Origin of the sequence: Kluyvera intermedia (assembly GCF_034424175.1) — a bacterium.
Classification (GTDB): Bacteria; Pseudomonadota; Gammaproteobacteria; order Enterobacterales; family Enterobacteriaceae; genus Kluyvera; species Kluyvera intermedia.
On record NZ_CP139986.1, the window covers coordinates 2,869,564 to 2,887,627 of the forward strand.

At 53.9% G+C, this 18,064-nt stretch carries 22 protein-coding genes; 8 read left to right on the plus strand and 14 right to left on the minus strand.

The window, feature by feature from the left end; translation table 11 throughout:
• Window position 1: 1 nt before the first annotated feature.
• From flgK to flgB, 10 genes are all read right to left on the minus strand, one after another.
• Window positions 2-1,681 (minus strand): flagellar hook-associated protein FlgK, encoded by a 1,680-nt coding sequence (gene flgK / locus U0026_RS13920; protein WP_062777916.1) that lies wholly within the window; start codon window positions 1,679-1,681, stop codon window positions 2-4.
• A 63-nt stretch (window positions 1,682-1,744) separates the two neighbouring features.
• Window positions 1,745-2,695: a flagellar assembly peptidoglycan hydrolase FlgJ gene (gene flgJ / locus U0026_RS13925; protein WP_062777918.1), complete on the minus strand. Its 951-nt coding sequence runs from the start codon at window positions 2,693-2,695 to the stop codon at window positions 1,745-1,747.
• The gene (locus U0026_RS13930; protein ID WP_062777920.1) at window positions 2,695-3,792 is read right to left on the minus strand and encodes a flagellar basal body P-ring protein FlgI; all 1,098 of its coding nucleotides are present in this window, start codon (window positions 3,790-3,792) and stop codon (window positions 2,695-2,697) included. The genes flgJ and U0026_RS13930 overlap by 1 nt, the downstream gene beginning before the upstream one ends.
• 11 nt (window positions 3,793-3,803) lie before the next feature.
• Window positions 3,804-4,502, minus strand: coding sequence for a flagellar basal body L-ring protein FlgH (flgH, locus tag U0026_RS13935; RefSeq protein WP_062777922.1), 699 nt, complete (start codon window positions 4,500-4,502; stop codon window positions 3,804-3,806).
• 105 nt (window positions 4,503-4,607) lie between these two features.
• Window positions 4,608-5,390: a flagellar basal-body rod protein FlgG gene (flgG, locus tag U0026_RS13940; RefSeq protein WP_052285574.1), complete on the minus strand. Its 783-nt coding sequence runs from the start codon at window positions 5,388-5,390 to the stop codon at window positions 4,608-4,610.
• 8 nt (window positions 5,391-5,398) lie between these two features.
• Complete coding sequence (locus U0026_RS13945; protein WP_062777924.1) at window positions 5,399-6,154, minus strand: flagellar basal body rod protein FlgF; 756 nt, start codon at window positions 6,152-6,154, stop codon at window positions 5,399-5,401.
• A 20-nt stretch (window positions 6,155-6,174) separates the two neighbouring features.
• Window positions 6,175-7,440: a flagellar hook protein FlgE gene (gene flgE, locus U0026_RS13950; RefSeq protein WP_062777925.1), complete on the minus strand. Its 1,266-nt coding sequence runs from the start codon at window positions 7,438-7,440 to the stop codon at window positions 6,175-6,177.
• Between the two features lie 79 nt (window positions 7,441-7,519).
• Window positions 7,520-8,218 (minus strand): flagellar hook assembly protein FlgD, encoded by a 699-nt coding sequence (gene flgD / locus U0026_RS13955; RefSeq protein ID WP_062777927.1) that lies wholly within the window; start codon window positions 8,216-8,218, stop codon window positions 7,520-7,522.
• Window positions 8,219-8,228: 10 nt separating this feature from the next.
• Window positions 8,229-8,633 (minus strand): flagellar basal body rod protein FlgC, encoded by a 405-nt coding sequence (flgC, locus tag U0026_RS13960; protein ID WP_062777929.1) that lies wholly within the window; start codon window positions 8,631-8,633, stop codon window positions 8,229-8,231.
• Between the two features lie 3 nt (window positions 8,634-8,636).
• Window positions 8,637-9,053: a flagellar basal body rod protein FlgB gene (gene flgB, locus U0026_RS13965; protein WP_062777931.1), complete on the minus strand. Its 417-nt coding sequence runs from the start codon at window positions 9,051-9,053 to the stop codon at window positions 8,637-8,639.
• 156 nt (window positions 9,054-9,209) lie between these two features.
• Here flgB and flgA point away from each other — a divergent pair, with 156 nt between their 5' ends.
• The 3 genes from flgA (at window position 9,210) to flgN (ending at window position 10,693) form a co-directional block, all read left to right on the plus strand.
• The gene (gene flgA, locus U0026_RS13970; protein WP_062777933.1) at window positions 9,210-9,869 is read left to right on the plus strand and encodes a flagellar basal body P-ring formation chaperone FlgA; all 660 of its coding nucleotides are present in this window, start codon (window positions 9,210-9,212) and stop codon (window positions 9,867-9,869) included.
• A 97-nt stretch (window positions 9,870-9,966) separates the two neighbouring features.
• The gene (gene flgM, locus U0026_RS13975) at window positions 9,967-10,260 is read left to right on the plus strand and encodes a flagellar biosynthesis anti-sigma factor FlgM (protein WP_062777935.1); all 294 of its coding nucleotides are present in this window, start codon (window positions 9,967-9,969) and stop codon (window positions 10,258-10,260) included.
• Between the two features lie 4 nt (window positions 10,261-10,264).
• Window positions 10,265-10,693 carry a flagella biosynthesis chaperone FlgN gene (flgN, locus tag U0026_RS13980; protein WP_062777939.1) on the plus strand — a complete coding sequence of 143 codons (429 nt, stop codon included), beginning with the start codon at window positions 10,265-10,267 and terminating at the stop codon, window positions 10,691-10,693.
• A gap of 44 nt (window positions 10,694-10,737) precedes the next feature.
• Here flgN and murJ read toward each other — a convergent pair whose 3' ends face one another.
• The 4 genes from murJ to rimJ form a co-directional block, all read right to left on the minus strand.
• The gene (gene murJ, locus U0026_RS13985; RefSeq protein ID WP_062777941.1) at window positions 10,738-12,273 is read right to left on the minus strand and encodes a murein biosynthesis integral membrane protein MurJ; all 1,536 of its coding nucleotides are present in this window, start codon (window positions 12,271-12,273) and stop codon (window positions 10,738-10,740) included.
• A 252-nt stretch (window positions 12,274-12,525) separates the two neighbouring features.
• On the minus strand, window positions 12,526-13,449 hold the full coding sequence (locus tag U0026_RS13990) for a Gfo/Idh/MocA family protein (RefSeq protein ID WP_062777942.1): 924 nt from the start codon (window positions 13,447-13,449) through the stop codon (window positions 12,526-12,528).
• A gap of 5 nt (window positions 13,450-13,454) precedes the next feature.
• Window positions 13,455-14,108 carry a YceH family protein gene (locus tag U0026_RS13995; RefSeq protein ID WP_062777944.1) on the minus strand — a complete coding sequence of 218 codons (654 nt, stop codon included), beginning with the start codon at window positions 14,106-14,108 and terminating at the stop codon, window positions 13,455-13,457.
• Window positions 14,109-14,118: 10 nt separating this feature from the next.
• Complete coding sequence (rimJ, locus tag U0026_RS14000; RefSeq protein ID WP_062777946.1) at window positions 14,119-14,703, minus strand: ribosomal protein S5-alanine N-acetyltransferase; 585 nt, start codon at window positions 14,701-14,703, stop codon at window positions 14,119-14,121.
• 353 nt (window positions 14,704-15,056) lie between these two features.
• On the opposite strand from rimJ, the gene tatE reads away from it, so the two are divergent.
• From tatE to bssS, 5 genes are all read left to right on the plus strand, one after another.
• The gene (tatE, locus tag U0026_RS14005; protein ID WP_082806332.1) at window positions 15,057-15,278 is read left to right on the plus strand and encodes a twin-arginine translocase subunit TatE; all 222 of its coding nucleotides are present in this window, start codon (window positions 15,057-15,059) and stop codon (window positions 15,276-15,278) included.
• Between the two features lie 181 nt (window positions 15,279-15,459).
• Window positions 15,460-16,020 carry a lipoprotein gene (locus tag U0026_RS14010; RefSeq protein ID WP_062777948.1) on the plus strand — a complete coding sequence of 187 codons (561 nt, stop codon included), beginning with the start codon at window positions 15,460-15,462 and terminating at the stop codon, window positions 16,018-16,020.
• A 135-nt stretch (window positions 16,021-16,155) separates the two neighbouring features.
• Window positions 16,156-17,202: a dihydroorotase gene (gene pyrC / locus U0026_RS14015; protein WP_062777950.1), complete on the plus strand. Its 1,047-nt coding sequence runs from the start codon at window positions 16,156-16,158 to the stop codon at window positions 17,200-17,202.
• A gap of 71 nt (window positions 17,203-17,273) precedes the next feature.
• Window positions 17,274-17,519 (plus strand): DNA damage-inducible protein I, encoded by a 246-nt coding sequence (dinI, locus tag U0026_RS14020; protein ID WP_062777952.1) that lies wholly within the window; start codon window positions 17,274-17,276, stop codon window positions 17,517-17,519.
• A 284-nt stretch (window positions 17,520-17,803) separates the two neighbouring features.
• On the plus strand, window positions 17,804-18,058 hold the full coding sequence (gene bssS, locus U0026_RS14025) for a biofilm formation regulator BssS (protein ID WP_062777954.1): 255 nt from the start codon (window positions 17,804-17,806) through the stop codon (window positions 18,056-18,058).
• Window positions 18,059-18,064 lie beyond the last annotated feature (6 nt).

The window sequence follows — 18,064 nt, forward strand, 5'->3', positions numbered from 1 at the left end:
CTTAACGGATATTAATTAATGCGTCGAAGAGGGTGCTTGCGGTTTGCAGCACCTGCGCATTGGCCAGATAGTACTGTTGGAAGAGCTGCAGGTTGCCGTACTCTTCATCAAGGTTTACTCCGGAGATAGACTGCTGCTGCTTGTTAAGCTGCGTCACCACGTTCGCCTGGGTGGTACTGCTACTTTTCAGCGTCGCCGTTTGGGTACCAATAGAACTCACCATCGCGGCATAGGCGTCGTTAAAGCTTTTTGAACCACCAACAACTTTGCTGGTTTGCAGATCCAGCAGCGCCTGGCCGTTACGGTTATCACTTTCACCACCGCTGGTACCGGTCGTATCCGCCAGCCCCATCGCGATTTGCGATTCGCTGCTGATTGCCACATTCATATTGACGATGGTGTCGCTTACCGGTTTGACAATAAAGCTATCGCTACTCTGTGCCGGGTCGGTACCGCCGGTTTTAATCTGCGCCGTAACCGTCAACCCATCAAACTTCAGCACGCCATTGGCAGGATCGCTATCGGTATCCAGTTTGACACTGGTGTTGTCAGACAGGCGCGTAACGTCCCAACCGCTGTCGGTTTTGATGATTTTGTAGTCTGTTGCCTGGACGGCAGAAGACTTATCGATTGTCACTTTCAGATCAACATCGCCAGTGTTTTTACTGTTCGACACCGAAGATGGCTTACCTAAATTAAAGAAATCAACGCCCGTTTTACCGTCGGCATCAATCCCCTGCTTATGCACCGTATTAAAAGCATCACCAAACGCCAGCGCCATCTGATTGAGGCTATTACGCGTTTGATCAAGGTCCTGAGAGCGGAATGTCAGCAGACCGCCCAGCGAACCGGAAGTCAGCATTTTTTCCGGGATTTCGACGTTACCCGCAACGTTATCAACGTAGGCTATGGTCGTACGATTAGGATCTGCGCTACTTGGTACCGCCGCCAGTTGGCTGGCTTTACTGCCGGCCACGAGGGTATAACCATTGGCCATGGTGATGTTATAGGTGCTGCCATCCTGGACGTTAACTTCGACGCCCACCAGCTTATTCAGCTCGCTCACCAGTTGATCACGCTGGTCGAGCAGATCGTTTGGTGATGCCCCTGCTCCCACGCCACTGAGGCGAGAGATTTTGTCGTTCAGACTGGCAATTTGCGAGGAGTAGTTGTTGACCAGGTTGACCGTTGAGCTGATAGACAGGTTCACCTGCTTATCCTGATCGCGCAGATACTGATCGACAACTTTAAACTGGTTTACCACCCCATCCGCTTTACCCAGCACGGTCTGACGCGCTGCCGGGTCTTCGGCATTGCTGACCAGCGTTTGCAGGCTGCTGAAAAAGTCCTGTAAGGTCGTCGACAAGTTATTGGTCGAGCTGGAGATCATGCTGTCGATTTTCGACACCTGCTCGTAGCGGGTGGTTAAGCCACTGCTCTGATTCTGTGCCGCACGAAGCTGGTTGGTAATAAATGCGTTGTACTCTCGCTGCACGCCAGTCACGTTAACGCCATTACCCACCCAACCGCCCGCGCCCATCGTGCTGTTGGCTGCCGCCAGCACGGTCGTCTGGCGGGTGTATCCGGCGACGTTGTAGCTCGCAATGTTATTACTGGTGGTGTTCAGCGCTGACTGCGCGGCGCTGAGCCCGCTCATCGCGCTGTTAATTAAACTGGACATGAACGCTCCTTCTTAAGGCCATGGTATTACTTATCGGATGGCGGACTGCAAACTTGAGGCTAATCAGAACAGATTTTCGATATCGTTGCGGTAGGTGTTACTGACCTTCTCGCTCATCGATTTCAACTGCTGGATCATGCCGGTTAATTTACGTGCGTACTGCGGATCGGTTGCGTATCCGGCATTCTGTAACGCTTGCGCGCCCTGCTCTGCGGTCGATGCTGAAGTCACCGCCGCATAGCGTGGATTACGGGTCAACAGGCCGACGTAATCTGACAGCGCTTCGAGGTAAGAACTGTAAACGCGGAATTTGGCCTTCACCTTCTTAGCCTCACCGTTTTCAAACTCAGTGGTCGTAATCTCGGTCACTTTGCCCTTCCAGTTCCCCGAGGCTTTGACACCAAACAGGTTGAAGCTCGGCTCGCCGTTTTGCTGGCGGATTTGCCGCTGGCCCCAGCCTGATTCCAGCGCGGCCTGCGCCAGAATCAGGTGGTGTGGAATACCGCTTTGCTCACTCGCCAAACGCGCAGGCAAAGAGAGCTGGGCCAAGAAGTCCTTCGAGTCGCCAGACAGCGGAACATCGCTATTGTCCGGCGCTTTCGGCAGCGCTTTACGCACCATTTGCGTCAGCGCGGCATTCTGATAGCTGGTGACGGTCTGCATATCAAACTTCATCGGCACCTGGCCTGCATTTTCCGCAGGTGCTTGCTGCTGTGCTGACAGCTGTTTAACCATCTCTTCCGCAAGTCCCAGCCCTTTACCCGCGGTCATCTGCTGGGCGATTTGCTGGTCATACATACTGGTATAGAGCCGGGTCTGGTCGCTGCTGAACATGCCATCTTTCGGCAGCGTCTCGCGCATACTCTTGAGCATCATCTGCACGAACATCCCCTCCACCTGACGCGCCACCGGCCGAAGGTTGGCCTGCGGATCTTGTCCGGCTTTGGTTTTCAGTTCGTTTAATGACTGCGCATCCCAGGCGGCGCTGGACAGTAATTTGCTGTCAGTCAGCATTAGACAATCTCCACCTTCGCGCGCAGGCAGCCCGCGCTCTGCATCGCTTGAATGATGGACATCAGTTCCATTGGCGTTGCCCCCAGCGCATTCAGTGCACGCACGACGTTGTTGAGGTTGGCACTGGCGCGAACGCTCTGCAACGAACCGCCGCTCTGGCGTAAATCAATCTGCGTTTGTGGCGTCACCACCGTTTGACCACCGCCAAATGGCGTATCCGGCTGGCTAACCTGCGCGGAACGGTTGACGGATACCGACAGGTTCCCCTGCGCGACAGCACAGGTATCCAGCGTCACTTCGCGGTTCATAACCACCGATCCGGTACGCGAGTTGATAATGATTTTCGCGTCCTGTGGCGGCATGCCCACTTCAAGATTCTGGATATCCGCCAGCAAGCGGACCTGGCCGCTGCCGCCGCTTGGCGCACGGATCTGCACGGTACGGGCATCCAGCGCGGTAGCGTTCCCCATGCTGCTGCGACGGTTGATGGTATCGGCAATCTGCTGCGCCATCGTGAAATCATCGTCATTGAGCTGCAAGTTGATGGTATTCCCCGAGCCAAACTGGGTAGGCAGTTCACGTTCAATGGTCGCACCAGCGGTAATTCGACCGCCGTTCAGCTGGTTTACCTGTACGCTGCTGCCGCCCGCCGAGGCGCCTGCCCCGCCGACCAGAATATTGCCCTGCGCCAGCGCGTAGACCTGGCTGTCGACGCCTTTCATTGGCGTCATCAGCAGCGTGCCGCCACGCAGACTTTTGGCGTTACCCATTGAGGACACGACTACATCAATGGTTTGCCCCTGACGGCCAAAGGCCGGAAGCTGCGCGGTCACCATCACCGCCGCCACGTTTTTCAACTGCATATTGGTGCCCGCAGGAACGGTAATCCCCAACTGCGACAACATATTGTTCAGACTCTGGGTGGTAAACGGCGTTTGCGTCGTCTGGTCACCCGTACCGTCAAGCCCCACCACCAGACCGTAGCCAATAAGCGAGTTTTCCCTGACCCCTTGCACACTTGTCAGATCGCGAATGCGTTCGGCGTGCGCCAGCCCGGTGACCAGCACCAGCGCCAGAGTTAGCAGAGTTTTAAACATGATTCACCTCGTTACATCGGCGATAAGTTAAGGAAGAAACGCTGCAGCCAGCCCATATTCTGCGCTTCATTGATGTAGCCGTTGCCCACGTATTCGATACGCGCATCTGCCACCTGCGTCGACGGCACGGTATTGCTGCCGCTGATAGTGCGCGGGTTAACCACCCCGGAGAAGCGGATAAATTCGGTACCCTGATTAATGGCAATTTGTTTTTCGCCGACGACATGCAGGTTGCCGTTTGCCAGCACCTGATCGACGGTCACGGTCAGCGTGCCGCTAAAGGTATTGCTGGCATTGGCCCCACCCTTACCATTAAAGCTATTGCCACCGGAAGCTTCGACGTCAGCACGTTCGTTGCCAAACAGTCCCTGCAAGTAACGCGGTACGGTGTCGAAACCAAAACTTGTTTTGCCATCGCGACTGGCGTTAGCCGACGAGCTTTTGCTCGCACTGACGTTTTCCTGCAATACGATAGTCAGCGTATCGCCAATATTGCGCGGACGGCGATCCTCAAACAGCGGTTGATAGCCGTAGTTAATCGGCTGCGCGGTCTGGAAAATAGAGCCATTTACCACAGGCACCGGGCCGGGGGTCGGCTGCGCGGTGGTCGCCCCTTCCACCAGCGGTTTGCTTGGAATCAAGGCACACCCCGCCACGCTAATGGCGACGACGGTTAAAAGCGGAAAACGGAACGCTGCGGATTTTTGCATTGCTTTCTTCTTCTGAATTTCAGGGACATCCCGGCGGCGCTTCGCTTGGCCGGGCTACAATAGAACGAGTAGCCCGGCTTCGCGCCGCGCCGCCGGATCATCCCTTTACAGTTGCGTCAGTTTTTGCAGCATCTGGTCGGTCGTTGATACCGCTTTACTGTTGATTTCGTACGCGCGCTGCACCTGAATCATGTTGACCAACTCTTCCGCCACGTTGACGTTCGAGGTCTCAACATATCCTTGATACAGCAGACCCGCGCCGTTCAAGCCTGGCGTGGTATCGTTCGGCGCACCCGACGCCTGTGTTTCGATGTACAGGTTTTCACCAATACTCTCGAGACCGGTATCGTTCATAAAGGTCGACAGATTCAGTTGCCCTACCTGTACCGGGTTCGCTTGCCCCTGCTGGGTCACGCTGACAATACCGTCGCGGCCAATCGTGATACTGATAGCGTTCGCCGGAATGGTGATGGCAGGCTGCACCTGATAACCGCTGGCGGTCACCAGTTGACCGTTTTGATCGACCTGGAACGAACCATCACGGGTATAGCCGGATGAACCGTCTGGCAGCAGGATCTGGAAGAATCCGTCACCTTTGATCGCCACGTCTTTACTGTTGTTGGTCTGTGACAGGTTGCCCTGGCTATGCAAACGTTCGGTTGCTACGGGACGCACCCCGGTACCAATTTGCAGGCCTGAAGGCAGCGTCGTTTGTTCGGATGATTGCGCACCCGGCTGGCGAACGGTTTGATAGAGCAAGTCTTCAAAGACCGCGCGCTGGCGCTTAAAACCATTGGTACTGACGTTCGCCAGGTTGTTGGCGATAACGTCCATATTGGTTTGCTGCGCATCAAGACCGGTTTTGGCGATCCATAATGAACTGATCATAATTTTCCTTAGCTCATTGACAGCAACTGGTTAGCTTTCTGCGTGTTTTCATCCACGCTGCTGATAACCTTCATTTGCATTTCAAAACGGCGGGAGCTGGCGATCATCTCTGCCATCGCCGCCACGGGTTTCACGTTACTGCCTTCCAGCACGCCGGACTGCAGGCGCAGCGTCGGATCGGCCTGTAGGGTCTGTCCACGCGTCGCCACGGCCTGCGGCGTCAGGTGGAAAAGCCCATCGTCACCGCGCGTGACTTCCGTTGCATTGGCTTTGACCACTTTCAGTTTGCCGACCGGTGACACCGTGTTAGCCGGGTCTCCAGGCGTCAATGCCGAAATCGTACCGTCCGCAGCAATGGTCACCTGCGAACCTTCCGGCACGCTCAGTGGACCGGCATCGCCGATAACCGGATGACCCTGAATGGTCAGTTGACCGGTCGAGTCGACCTGGATATTACCGTTGCGGGTATAGCCTTCACTGCCATCCGCCGACTGCACCGCCAGCCAACCATCCTGCTGAACCGCCACATCCAGCGGGCGCGCGGTATAGTCCAGTTGTCCCGGAGTCATATCGGCTCCCGGCGTGGTGGCGGCGACCAGCGTACGGGTCTCCACGGACGGCCCCATTACCGGCATCGCGCGCATAGCATTGAGCTGCGCGCGAAAGCCCGGCGTTGACGTGTTCGCAAGGTTGCTCGCCGTGACCGCTTGCTGTTGCATGGTCTGGCTGGCGGCGCCCATTGCCGTATATATCGCGTGATCCATAAGGTCACCCTGTTAGAGGATTAACGTAGGTTAACCAAAGTGTTAAGGATCTGATCCTGGGTTTTGATAGTCTGCGCATTCGACTGATAGTTACGCTGCGCGACGATCATATTCACCAGCTCCTTACTCAGATCGACGTTGGATGCTTCCAGCGCGCCATTGGTCAGCGAGCCGAAGTTGCCCGTCCCCGCCGTACCCAGTAGCGCCACGCCGGAAGATTGTGTCGCTGACCAGACGTTATCGCCTTCAGATTGCAGGCCACCGGTGTTTGAGAAGTTGGCGAGCACAATCTGCCCCAGCAACTGGCTTTGACGGTTGGAGTAGTTACCGACCACCGAGCCATCATCGTTGACCTGATAGCTCACCAGGCTGCCCGGCTCATAGCCGTTCTGCGTGGTGGCAACAACATCACTTGAACCGGTGTTTTGCTGCATGGAATTCAGGAAGCTCAGGGAGAAGTTGCTCGCCTGTGAGCCATTGAGAGAAGCCAGCGCGATATTGATTTCAGGGTTGGCGTTAGCCGGGCCGAGAATTAACGTCCCTGGGTTAGCAGTATCGTCAATATAGTTAGATACTGATGTCAGCGTACCGTTGTCATTAAAGCCCATCTGCGCCGCTTTCACGGCTGCTGCACCGCTGACGCTGGTATCTTGCGTGTAGACATCCCACTTATTCGCCGCTGTTTTCACGTAGTAAACGTTCAAATCGTGGGAGTTACCCAGACTGTCGTAAACGGTGACGGTACCTTTTTTGTTGTAGGTGTCCGGGTCGCTGACATTGAACGTTTTAGTGATAGTGCTATCCGTGGAATTCAGGTTCATCTGCATGGTGCCGGTCGTTGAGGCTTTAGCCGACATCAGTGAGTTCGGAATCGACAGTCCTACCGGGTTTGCCCCCTGCTGAATAGTTGGAGGCGTACCACTTGCCGGGTAGCCGGTCAGCTTCAAGCCCTGAGAATTCACCAGGTTACGGTCTTCATCGAGTGAGAATTGACCGTTGCGGCTGTAGTACACCGTGCCGCTGTTATCGACCAGACGGAAGAAACCGTTCTGACTGATAGCAACATCCAGCGCACGTCCGGTACTGGTCGTGGTGCCGTCGGTGAAATCCTGAGTGATCCCTGCCACTTTAACGCCAAGACCCACTTTGGAGCCGGCAAACATATCGGCAAAAGACGCCGACCCGGATTTAAACCCGTAGGTGGCGGAGTTAGCGATGTTGTTGCCGATAACATCGAGGTTAGTGGCAGCCGCGTTTAAACCGCTGACCGCTTGTGAAAAAGCCATAACGTCTCTCCTGAAATAGTGATGCACGAAATCATTCAAGTCGCTTTACAGCTGCCTGAATAATGACGTGTAGAAAGGCTTAGATAATCTGGCGAACCTCATCCAGCGTGGTGGTACCGTAAGTGCCTAAATCCAGCTTATTGCCGTCTTTGCCAAGCGTAACGCCCTGCACCAACGCGAACTGCAACGGCTGAGCGACCAACTGTGTCGTCCCCTGACTTGCCGCAAAGTTGATGGTGTAAGCACCATCCGGCACCGCAGCGCCGTCATCCATCAAACCGTCCCAGGTAAAGGTGTGTACGCCTGCGGTCTGCGCGCCCATATTCAGCGTGCGGACAACTTTGCCGTTACCGTCGGTGATGGTGGCCGTCACTTTCTCTGCCGCCTGAGACAGCTCAATGCCAAACGGCGTGGTGTCTACGCTGTCACTGCTACTGCTTTTACCAGCCAGTATCGAGGTTCCCGGAATCATGACCCCGCGACCGACCAGTGAGCTGGCCTGCAACGATTGGCTGTTATCGATTTGCCCGGAAATAGACCCGAGGGTAGTGTTGAGCTTCTCAATGCCGCTCAGGGTGCTGATCTGTGCCAGCTGTGAGGTTAATTCATTGTTTTGCAGCGGGTTGGTGGGATCCTGGTTTTTCAGCTGCGCCACCAAAAGCGTCAGAAAACTGCTTTGAAGATCCGAGGAACTGTTGGTTCCCGTACTGCTCACCGACGACGATGAAGATGTCGCGGTACTGCTGGCGGTATCATTAATATTGGATACGATGGACATTGTTATCTCCTTATTGCCCAAGCGTCAGTGTTTTAAGCATCATGCTTTTTACGGTGTTCAACACCTCGACGTTCGCCTGATAGCTGCGCGATGCCGACATGGTGTTCACCATTTCCCCTACGACGTCCACATTAGGCATGCGGACATACCCTTTGGCATCCGCCAGCGGGTTACCCGGCTGATACACCATCTTGTCAGGCTCCTGACTCTCCACGACATCCGCCACTTTGACACCGCCGGTCGCGGCACCGATTGGCGCATCAACCTGGAAAACGACCTGCTTTGCGCGATACGGCTGTCCGTCGGGACCGGCGACACTGTCAGCGTTCGCCAGGTTACTGGCGGCGACGTTCAGACGCTTAGACTGCGCGGTTAACGCAGACCCGGCGACGTCGAAGATATTGAGTAATGCCATGGGTTAGTTCCCCTGCTGCAGGACACTCATCATGCCCTTGATTTGTCCGCCCAGAACCGTAAGCCCGGTCTGGTACTGGAGGCTGTTATCGGCAAACTGCGTGCGTTCCCGGTCCATATCGACGGTGTTACCGTCCATAGCGGGTTGGTCAGGAATGCGGTACAGCAAATCGGCTTCAGGCGTCGAAATGGTCTGGGCGGGAATATGGCGTGAAGAGGTCAGCGTCAGCGCAACTCCGCTGTTTTCCGCCCGCCCGCGCGCCATCACTTTTTTAAGTTCACTGGAAAAATCAATATCGCGCGCCTGATACCCAGGGGTATCCGCGTTCGCGATATTGGCGGCCAGAATTTCCTGACGCTCCGCGCGCAGGTTTAGAGCTTCTTGCTGAAAACGTAATGCGGCGTCGAGTTTATCGAGCATGTCTCCTCCGCTAATGGCAAAGTTTCAGCTCACAGCTTAATTCCCCTTACACGCGCGTTATCGCCGGAATAAGCGCAATATGCGTCGCTATTTATTGCGTTGATGTCACCGACATATGGGTAAAATGCATACATTCGCCATCCACTGGAGCGTTCAATGCGTCAGCTCATTGCCCCGTTAACCGCAGCGATACTGGCTTTTAGCCCGCTGGCTCAGGCCGCCGATATTCAGACGCAACTGCGCGATTTTTTTAGTGCGCGGCTGACCGGTTTTAGTGATGAGGTCAACGTCAGTCTGCGAAATACGCAGAATTTGAAACTGGCCTGTGAGAATCCGACGTTCAGTACACCAGGCAATTCACGCCTTTGGGGAAACCTGACGGTGTTGGCGCAGTGTGGGAATGCGAAACAATATTTGCAGGTGAGCGTGCAGGCTGTCGGTGATTACGTCGTCGCTGCCACCCCTATCGTGCGTGGCGCGCCGATTGAAGCACAGAGCGTGACCTTAATGCGTGGACGATTAGATCAGTTGCCACCGCGCACAATGCTGACGCTTGCGCAAACCGAGGACGCTATCAGCCTGCGCGACGTGGCGATTGGTCAGCCGATTCAACTGTCGATGGTGCGTCAATCATGGCGCGTCAAGGCCGGGCAGAAAGTTCAGGTGATTGCGCAGGGTGAGGGATTCAGTATTAACGGTGAAGGCCAGGCATTAAATAATGCGGGTGTTTCGCAAAACGCTCGCGTGCGAATGTCGTCAGGACAGGTTGTGAGCGGACAGGTGAATACTGATGGGAATATTCTGATTAATCTATAAACGTCATAAAGAAACCGTGTCGCTTGCCGATAGATAATTAACAATTAATGAGAGTCGGCGCCTGCGCCCATACCAGAGCCTCCATGAGGAAAGAACCATGAGCATCGATCGTACATCACCTCTGAAAGCTGTCACCAGCGTACAACCGCGCGAAACGCCAGAAACCAGCGCGCAAAAGGCCCGTACGGAACAAACCACCACCGCCACCAGCGCGAGCGTCACCCTGAGCAATGCACAGACGGCATTAACGCGCTCTGGCAGCAGCGATATTAATATGGCGCGTGTTGAAGAACTCAAAACGGCAATCCGCAACGGTGAATTGAAGATGGACACCGGCAAAATTGCTGACGCATTGATTCAGGACACGCAAGACTATTTGCAGAGTAAATAAGCACATGAGCGGTTTGTCAGCAATTCTCGACCAAATGACCAGCATCCTGACCTCGTTAAATGAGGTGATGGATGCTGAGCAACATCAGCTCTCCGCAGGCAACGTTAACGGCCTGCAACTTGCCAGCATCACCGAAGAGAAAAGCTCTTTGCTGGCAACCTTAGACTATCTGGAGAAGCAGCGTCGCGTCGAGCAAAATGCCCAGCGCAATGCAGAAGAAGGAATAAGCGAACGCTGGCAGGCAATCACCGACTCAACGCAAGAATTACGCCGTAAAAACCAGCATAACGGCTGGCTGCTCGAAGGACAGATTGTGCGTAATCAGCAGGCGATCGATGTGCTCAAGCCGTACCAGGAAACCGGCCTTTACGGTAAAGATGGTCAGACTGCCAGCAATGGTGTGGCGCGCAGCGCGAAGAAGTTTTCAGTTTGAAGGTATGCGGGGCCACGGAATGAGCCCCGCCAGATTTATTTTGCTTACGCCGTGCGGCGGGCAAACTCTTTGATTTTGAACCCCAGCACCGCCAGTGTCGCAAAGTAAGCCACCACACCCACTACCACTACGCTAATCAGGCGCAGCAAGCGATACAGCATCGTTCCTTGTGACCATTCCGGCATCACATGCATCATCCCCAGTAACGCCGCGGCCATGACCAGCACAGACACTACCAGACGGACTAAGAACAGACGCCACCCTGGCTGCGGGGTGAAGATTTTTTGTTTGCGTAGTTGCCAGTACAGCAGCGCCGCGTTAAGGCAAGCCGCCAGACCAATCGACAACGATAACCCGGCATGCTTGAGTGGACCAATAAATGCCAGGTTCATCACCTGGGTCAAAATCAGCGTCACAATCGCAATTTTTACCGGCGTTTTGATGTCCTGACGCGAATAGAAGCCCGGCGCCAGGACTTTCACCACAATCAATCCCATCAGGCCCACAGAGTACGCGACCAGCGCGCGCTGGGTCATCGCCGCGTCAAATGCGGTGAATTTTCCGTACTGGAACAGGGCTACGGTCAACGGTTTCGCCAGAATACCCAACGCCACGGCACTCGGTAGCGCCAGCAGGAAACACAGACGTAATCCCCAATCCATCAGGCGCTGATATTCATCATGGTTGCCGCTGGCAAAGCTTTTTGACAGCGATGGCAGCAGAATTGTCCCCAGCGCGACACCCAGCACGCCGGACGGAAACTCCATCAAGCGGTCGGCGTAGTACATCCAGGAGACGGAGCCTGATACCAGGAATGATGCAAAAATGGTGTTGATAATCAGTGAGATTTGGCTCACCGACACGCCCAAAATAGCTGGGCCCATCTGTTTTATCACACGCACCGCGCCCGCATCTTTAAAGCTGACTCGCGGCAGCACCAGCATACCGATCTTTTTCAGGTGCGGCAGCTGATAGGCAAGCTGCAATACGCCGCCCACGGTGACGGCCCACGCCAGTGCCAGCACCGGCGGATTGAAGTACGGTGCAGCAAACAGCGCAAAGCCAATCATGCTGACGTTCAGGAAGGTTGGCGCAAAGGCTGGAACGGAGAAACGGTTCCACGTATTGAGGATAGCCCCCACCAGCGAGGCCAGCGAGATCAGCAGAATGTAGGGGAAGGTGATACGCAGCAGTTGGGTTGTCAGCGTAAACTTCTCTGCGGTATTGGCAAATCCAGGGGCGGTGATGGTTATCACCCACGGAGCGGCAATCATCCCCAGCACGGTAATCACCGCCAGCGCTAAGGTCAGAAGGCCTGAGACATACGAAACAAATACGCGAGTCGCATCCTCGCCCTGCTTACTTTTGTATTCAGCAAGAATAGGCACGAACGCCTGAGAGAATGCCCCTTCAGCAAAAATACGGCGTAGCAGGTTCGGCAGCTTAAACGCCACGAAAAAGGCATCCGTTGCCATCCCGGCACCGAAAATCCTCGCCACAATCGCGTCGCGCGCAAATCCCAATACGCGCGAAAACATGGTCATCGAGCTGACAGCTGCCAGCGATTTAAGTAGGTTCATTAATCTGTGATTCCACAACCCGGAACAAAACGCCCCATCAGCGGGCGCTGAAAAAGTGGCGTTAGTCTACCGGGTTCGGGGTGAATTGCTACTCTCAGATGTTACAGCGGGTTAGAGTCTGTCTCACTAGCGGAGAGTGGCACCGGGGGCTCCCCGGAGTCGGCGCTGTCGCGTCTCGTCCGGGCTACCGGTTATACGCTGTCTGTAGCCCGGTCGAACGCAGTGACACCGGGATCGTCTCAGGATCTGCGCTTATTCGCGAATGGCTTCGCGCCATAACCCTTCTACAATGCGCTGGGCGAAAATCGCCTGCTCACCGGCCGTTTCCGGAACCGTCTGATTTTGCACGCATTCAATAAAATGTCGCGCGCAACCGACGAAACCGCGTTGTTCGAGGGTCGTTTGCCAGCCAGGTATTGGTCGGGTGACAATACCGGCACCGCGCTCTTCCCGCCATTCACGCATATCCGTGACTTCGTACAGTCCACCGTCGGCCACTGCCTGCACCCATTCCCGCTGGCTACCTGCCCGCCGGTGCATACTGGTGGTTATCTGCAAGCCCGGTTGGCTGAAATGGTGTTCGGCATAGAACATACAGCCTTCATCGGTGGTACTTAACACGCCACCGCTCAGCTTCGCCTTCCCGTCTGCCAGCCATAGCGCGGTATCCACCACGTGCAAATAATCATCCAACAGCGTAAAACGCAAATCATGCGGGCCAACGCTATCGGCGCGATGTTTATCCATACGCAGCGACGACATCTCCCCGGCACGTGTTTTCAGCTCCTGATACAGCGGAGAGAATCGACGATTAAAACCGACCATCAGCGTCAGATGCTTACGCGCCGCCAGGGCGACCAACCGTTCGGCATCGTCCAGTTTGTCAGCCAACGGTTTATCGACGCAGACATGAACGCCGGCATTGAGTAGCTCGCTCACCACCGCATAATGCGACGCTGTTGAACTGTGAACAAACACGGCATCGCACTGAGCGGCCAGAGTCGCCAGCGAGTCGGCGTAAGGCAGGCGGTAAGTTTCACACACCCGCAGCGCTTTTTCTTTCCCCGGCGACCAGGCGGCCTGTAGTGTCCAGTCGGTCGCGGCGCTTAACACCGGCAGCCATGCTTTCTGCGCGATACCGCCAAGACCGACGACACCAATGCGTAATTTAGCCATGCTGATTACTCCCCGAGATGTGCCAGCAGTGAGTCCAGACGCTGTTTTAACTCGGCAACCTCGCCTTCAAGCGCAAGAACGCGGTCGCGTAAATCATCATTAGCACCCGATGCATCAGGCTGGCTTGTCGCCATCGTGTCAACGTCAACCTCACCGCTGAACAGATGCATATAGCGACTCTCGCGTTTTCCTGGCTCACGCGGCAGACGCACGACAAACGGGCCATCTTCGCGATTAGCCAGACGTTCAAGCGTATTTTCAACCTCAGCCATATCGCCAAATTCGTGCATGCGCTGCGCACGTCCACGCAATTCGCCCGGCGTTTGAGCGCCGCGTAACAGCAGCGTGGTCACCAGTGCAACCTCAGCGCTCGACAGTTTAAGGTCGCCAAATTCCGAATTACAAAAACGTTGTTCATACTTGGTGACGCGGTTGCCAAAACCGCTGACCGTACGCAGATAGTGGCGCTTAACCAGCATATCCAGTTGATCCTGTACCTCGGCATCGCTTAGTGTCATCACCGGTTCACGGTTGGTTTTCTGGTTGCAGGCGGTGGCGACACCGTTAATTGACAGCGGATACTGCTCCGGCGTAGTCACCTGTTTTTCCAGCAAACAGCCGATAACACGCGCTTCCAGCGGGCTTAATTGATATTTCATCTTTGTCTCCTTATCGACCGGCAGTCCATTGTGGGGTGGTTAACGCGGTAAGCACATGGTCACGCCACTCGCCATCAATCAGTAAATAGTCTTTTGCATACCCTTCTTTTTCAAATCCCAGACGTGCCAGCAGTCCGCCGCTGCGCTGGTTATGGGGCATGTAATTGGCCATGATACGGTGGATATGTTTCGTACGCTGCATATAACGAATGGCGCTGGTCAGCGCCTCATACATCATCCCCTGTCCCTGCCATTTTTGCGAAATGGAGTAACCGAGGTAACAGGCGTGGAACGAACCGCGCACGACGTTGGAAAAATTAGCCACGCCGATAATCTCTTTCTCTTCAGGATCGAGCAGCGCGAAGTAATAGGCCGTTCCCTGTTTATGAAATTCATTAATCATCGACAGCCGCGCCTGCCAGCCCGAGGGATAACAATGGCTGTCATCACGGATCGGTTCCCAGGGTTTTAAAAACTGCCGATTCTCTGCATAGTAATCAGCCAGACGCCAGGCGTCCCTCTCATGAACCAATCGCACAACAAGTCGGTCGGTGGTCAACCGTACTTTCGGTACACTACTGCGATAGCCAAACATCTCACTACTCCCGTACCCAACGTATACCCTGGTCATTTCACTATACCTGCCCGAAGGCGGCCAATGAAAAAACAATCTGTTATTTTGCATTGTGATAAAAAAGTGGTGTCGCTGGCAATACGTCAAAAGGTGAGATAACCCGGCAAAATCAATATGTTTCTCGTCAATGCTAACCGCTTGAGAAGTCGAGAGAATTCGGAGTGGTTATTTCTTCGACGTATTTCCGTTTTTTATGCCATTTTCAGACAAATAAAATCCCCCACGCTTTGCGAAAATCCCCCATCAGAAAATCTCGTGCCGTGAGTCATTGGCAAATCGGCGGCACTCTTCTTTATCTGCAAAAAAGGTTCATGATGGGTGAAATTAGTATTACCAAACTGCTGGTGATTGCCGTGCTGGTTATTTTATTGTTCGGCACCAAAAAACTGGCCACGCTTGGCACCGATGTTGGTGCAGCATTGAAAGGCTTTAAAAAAGCGGTGAATGACGATAAAGCGGGAGATGACGCCGACTTTTTGAATCCACATAAGGCGACAGACGAGTCATCAAAAGTCGACAATACGTCAAAGCGTTAGCCGTTATTGTCCAGCCTGTTATCAGCATCAGAATTTACGTAAGTCAGAAGAATATCCCGATTGCAGACAATTGATTTTGCCCTCCGGCGGCACTTTCAGTATTTTCCGCTGTCGGAAACATACTGGCATCGTATGCTGCTGTCTGTCAGGATGAACACGATGCTTCACGCTGAGGAACCCCATGAAAAAATTGTTAGTCATTGCCGCTTTGATCATAAGCGGTCTGGTTGTCGGCTGTAATCAGCTTACGCAGTACTCCGTGAGCGAACAGGAGATTAATCAGGCGCTGCAAAAGCGCAATAATTTCTCCAAAGATATCGGGGTACCTGGCGTTGCCGACGCCCATATTGTTTTAAACAATCTGACCAGCTCGATTGGCCGTACCGAGCCGAACAAAGTCACGCTTAGCGGTGATGCAAAACTGGATCTGAACTCACTGTTCGGCAGCCAGAAAGCCAATATCGCCCTGACCCTGAAAGCGTTACCGGTGTTTAATCAGCAAGAAGGCGCAATTTATCTTCAGGAAATGGAAGTGGTCGATGCCAAAGTCTCACCGGAAAAAATGCAGTCGGTGGTGCAGACACTCATCCCTTATCTTAATCAGTCACTACGCACCTACTTTAACAAGCAGCCTGCCTACGTGCTGAAAGAGGACGCCAGCCAGGGTGAAGCGCTGGCGAAGAAATATGCTAAAGGAATCGAAGTTAAACCGGGTGAAATTATTATCCCATTCACTAACTAATTCGATCCCTCACTGCCCGGTATTACCGGGCAGTTTTTTACTTAAAAAGGATGCAAAGGAAAACGTTTACGCTTATCCTTAGTGCCCGGCAAAAAGCAGCCATTATGACTGATCTCTCACCAGCCGGAGTCTCCCATGACCGCATTACCTCAAGTTCTGAAAATCCGCCGCCCTGATGACTGGCATATTCACCTTCGCGATGGCGAGATGCTGAACACGGTTGTTCCGTATACCAGTGAACTGTATGGTCGCGCGATTATCATGCCGAATCTGGCGCCACCCATTACCACCGTGGATGCGGCAATGGCTTACCGCCAGCGTATTCTCGACGCGGTTCCGGCAGGCCATAACTTTACGCCGCTGATGACCTGCTATTTGACCGACACGCTGGATGCCAACGAGCTTGAGCGTGGCTTCAATGAAGGCGTTTTTACCGCTGCCAAACTCTACCCTGCGAATGCCACCACCAATTCCAGCCATGGTGTTACCAGTACTGATGCCATTATGCCGGTGCTTGAGCGTATGGAGGAACTGGGGATGCCGCTGCTGGTTCACGGGGAAGTGACCCACGCCGATATCGACATTTTCGACCGCGAAGCGCGCTTTATCGATACCGTCATGGAGCCACTGCGCAAGCGGCTGCCGGGCCTGAAGGTCGTGTTTGAACATATCACCACCAAAGACGCGGCGGAATACGTGCGCGATGGCAATGACCTTATTGCCGCCACGATTACACCACAGCACCTGATGTTTAACCGCAATCATATGCTGGTTGGCGGCGTACGCCCTCACCTTTACTGCCTGCCAATTCTTAAGCGTAACGTCCACCAGCAGGCGCTGCGTGAACTGGTTGCCAGCGGTTTTACCCGTGCTTTCCTCGGCACTGACTCCGCGCCTCATGCTCGCCATCGTAAAGAGGCGAGCTGCGGCTGTGCTGGCTGCTTCAATGCCCCGACCGCACTGGGTAGCTATGCCACTGTGTTCGAAGAGATGAATGCCCTTGAGCACTTTGAGGCCTTCTGTTCGCTGAACGGACCACGCTTCTACGGCTTGCCGGTCAATGAAGATTTTGTTGAACTGGTGCGTGAAGAAAGTATTGTCGCCGAAAGTATCGCGCTCAGCGACGACACGCTGGTGCCATTCCTCGCCGGTGAAACTCTGCGCTGGACTGTAAAAAAATAAATTCGCGCTCCCTGTTGTAAATTCACGAAGGTGACTGTATAAATATACAGTATATTACACAGGGGGCAATTATGCGTATTGAAGTCACCGTAGCAAAAACTACCACGCTACCCGCCGGCGCCTTAGACGCACTGGCAGACGAACTTTCCCGCCGTATTAATGACCAATTTCCTGACCGTGGAGGTAGCGTCAGCGTGCGCTATGCCGCGAACAATAACCTCTCCGTCATCGGTGGCATCAAAGAAGATAAAGACCGTATCACCGAAATACTCCAGGAAACCTGGGAGAGTGCTGACGACTGGTTCATCACTGATTAACCTTTGTCACAACATTGTGTTTTTGCCGGGTCGCCCCGGCTTTTTTTAATCTTTATCTGGTTGTTATTCCTGCCATCCATCCCCATTATTTAATATCAGACGCAAAAACAATGCGCTACATGCTTGTTTATTGTGCAAACAACACGCTACTCAGGAATTTATGTTGCTTTTGACCTCAATTTTCGAGTATTGCTTAAATTGTTGTATACTGATAAAGCTTCACTAAAAATCGCATTAAACCTCGAGAGTTGTTGTTGCCTTTAACGCATAAATAAGGGGTTATGATGGAAAAGAATAATGAAGTCATCCAGACCCATCCCCTCGTCGGATGGGACATCAGCACCGTAGACAGCTACGACGCGCTGATGTTGCGCCTGCACTACCAAGACCCCAATGAATCGAGCAACAAAGAAGCAGAAGTTGGCCAGACGCTGTGGCTAACGACGGACGTCGCACGTCAATTTATTTCTATTCTGGAAGCTGGGATTGCCAAAATTGAATCTGGCGATTATCAGGCCAACGAGTATCGCAGGCATTAATAGCGA

What these genes read in the sequence shown, in the direction of transcription:
- pyrC (WP_062777950.1), top strand. Translation starts at nt 16,156, where the DNA reads ATGACCGCATTACCTCAAGTTCTGAAAATCCGCCGCCCTGATGACTGG.
- flgH (WP_062777922.1), bottom strand. Translation starts at nt 4,502, where the DNA reads ATGCAAAAATCCGCAGCGTTCCGTTTTCCGCTTTTAACCGTCGTCGCC.
- rimJ (WP_062777946.1), bottom strand. Translation starts at nt 14,703, where the DNA reads ATGTTTGGCTATCGCAGTAGTGTACCGAAAGTACGGTTGACCACCGAC.
- flgB (WP_062777931.1), bottom strand. Translation starts at nt 9,053, where the DNA reads ATGCTCGATAAACTCGACGCCGCATTACGTTTTCAGCAAGAAGCTCTA.
- U0026_RS13945 (WP_062777924.1), bottom strand. Translation starts at nt 6,154, where the DNA reads ATGGATCACGCGATATATACGGCAATGGGCGCCGCCAGCCAGACCATG.
- flgC (WP_062777929.1), bottom strand. Translation starts at nt 8,633, where the DNA reads ATGGCATTACTCAATATCTTCGACGTCGCCGGGTCTGCGTTAACCGCG.
- bssS (WP_062777954.1), top strand. Translation starts at nt 17,804, where the DNA reads ATGGAAAAGAATAATGAAGTCATCCAGACCCATCCCCTCGTCGGATGG.
- flgD (WP_062777927.1), bottom strand. Translation starts at nt 8,218, where the DNA reads ATGTCCATCGTATCCAATATTAATGATACCGCCAGCAGTACCGCGACA.
- flgN (WP_062777939.1), top strand. Translation starts at nt 10,265, where the DNA reads ATGAGCGGTTTGTCAGCAATTCTCGACCAAATGACCAGCATCCTGACC.
- flgA (WP_062777933.1), top strand. Translation starts at nt 9,210, where the DNA reads ATGCGTCAGCTCATTGCCCCGTTAACCGCAGCGATACTGGCTTTTAGC.
- U0026_RS13930 (WP_062777920.1), bottom strand. Translation starts at nt 3,792, where the DNA reads ATGTTTAAAACTCTGCTAACTCTGGCGCTGGTGCTGGTCACCGGGCTG.
- tatE (WP_082806332.1), top strand. Translation starts at nt 15,057, where the DNA reads ATGGGTGAAATTAGTATTACCAAACTGCTGGTGATTGCCGTGCTGGTT.
- dinI (WP_062777952.1), top strand. Translation starts at nt 17,274, where the DNA reads ATGCGTATTGAAGTCACCGTAGCAAAAACTACCACGCTACCCGCCGGC.
- flgM (WP_062777935.1), top strand. Translation starts at nt 9,967, where the DNA reads ATGAGCATCGATCGTACATCACCTCTGAAAGCTGTCACCAGCGTACAA.
- flgG (WP_052285574.1), bottom strand. Translation starts at nt 5,390, where the DNA reads ATGATCAGTTCATTATGGATCGCCAAAACCGGTCTTGATGCGCAGCAA.
- flgE (WP_062777925.1), bottom strand. Translation starts at nt 7,440, where the DNA reads ATGGCTTTTTCACAAGCGGTCAGCGGTTTAAACGCGGCTGCCACTAAC.
- U0026_RS13990 (WP_062777942.1), bottom strand. Translation starts at nt 13,449, where the DNA reads ATGGCTAAATTACGCATTGGTGTCGTCGGTCTTGGCGGTATCGCGCAG.
- U0026_RS14010 (WP_062777948.1), top strand. Translation starts at nt 15,460, where the DNA reads ATGAAAAAATTGTTAGTCATTGCCGCTTTGATCATAAGCGGTCTGGTT.
- murJ (WP_062777941.1), bottom strand. Translation starts at nt 12,273, where the DNA reads ATGAACCTACTTAAATCGCTGGCAGCTGTCAGCTCGATGACCATGTTT.
- flgK (WP_062777916.1), bottom strand. Translation starts at nt 1,681, where the DNA reads ATGTCCAGTTTAATTAACAGCGCGATGAGCGGGCTCAGCGCCGCGCAG.
- U0026_RS13995 (WP_062777944.1), bottom strand. Translation starts at nt 14,108, where the DNA reads ATGAAATATCAATTAAGCCCGCTGGAAGCGCGTGTTATCGGCTGTTTG.
- flgJ (WP_062777918.1), bottom strand. Translation starts at nt 2,695, where the DNA reads ATGCTGACTGACAGCAAATTACTGTCCAGCGCCGCCTGGGATGCGCAG.